The organism is Streptomyces pacificus (genome assembly GCF_011766325.1).
GTDB lineage: Bacteria > Actinomycetota > Actinomycetes > Streptomycetales > Streptomycetaceae > Streptomyces > Streptomyces pacificus.
In genome coordinates, this window is the sequence record NZ_BLLG01000064.1 from 1 (window position 1) to 810 (window position 810).

General features: G+C 70.5%; 1 protein-coding gene. It reads right to left on the reverse strand.

Annotated features, from left to right (window positions below):
• Positions 1–810 (reverse strand): beta-ketoacyl reductase (locus SCWH03_RS28255; RefSeq protein WP_173267765.1); only part of this gene is annotated, 810 nt, incomplete at both ends.

Sequence of the window (810 nt, forward strand, 5' to 3'; positions counted from 1 at the left end):
GATGATACAGCGCATCCAGGTCCCACCCCCGATTCGTCGGAAAGCCGCTGATCGCATCGGTACCGTCCGCCACCAGGTCCCACAACTCCTCGGGGCTCGCGACCCCACCCGGGTAACGGCAGGCCATACCGACGATCACGATCGGATCGTCCGTCGTCTGCGCCGCCACCGGCAGCGACCCCGCAGCATCCCGCGCCTCGCCGAAGAGCTCGTCCCTGAGATGCGCGGCGAGTTCTGCGGTGGTCGGGTAGTCGAAGGTCAGCGTGGCCGGCAACCGCAGTCCGGTAGCCGCCCCGAGCCGGTTGCGCAGCTCGACCGCCATGAGGGAGTCGAAGCCGAGCCCCTGGAACGCCTTCGCCGTGTCCACGCCGCCGACATCCGAGTACCCCAGCACGGAGGCGACTTCGGCACGCACCAGTTTGAGCAGCTCATCGGCGCGGGCGGTGTCGGTGAGCCCGGCGAGACGCCGGGTGAGACTCGACGCGGTCTCCGTACTCGCGACCGCACGCTGGGTACGGGCGCGGATCAGACCGCGCAGCAACGGCCGGACGGCGCCCTGTCCACGCAGGGTCGGGAGGTCGAGTCTGAGCGGCACCAGCGCCGCCTCGTCGGAGCCGATCGCGGTGTCGAAGAGTGCGAGACCCTGTTCGACGGTGAGCGGAGGCGTTCCCGCACGGGTCATGCGTTCGGTGTCGGTTCCGTCGAGCATGCCGGTCCGGTCCCACGCACCCCACGCCAGGGAGACGGCGGGCAGGCCCTGCTCCCTGCGATGCACGGCAAGCGCGTCGAGGAAGGCGTTGCCCGCCGCGT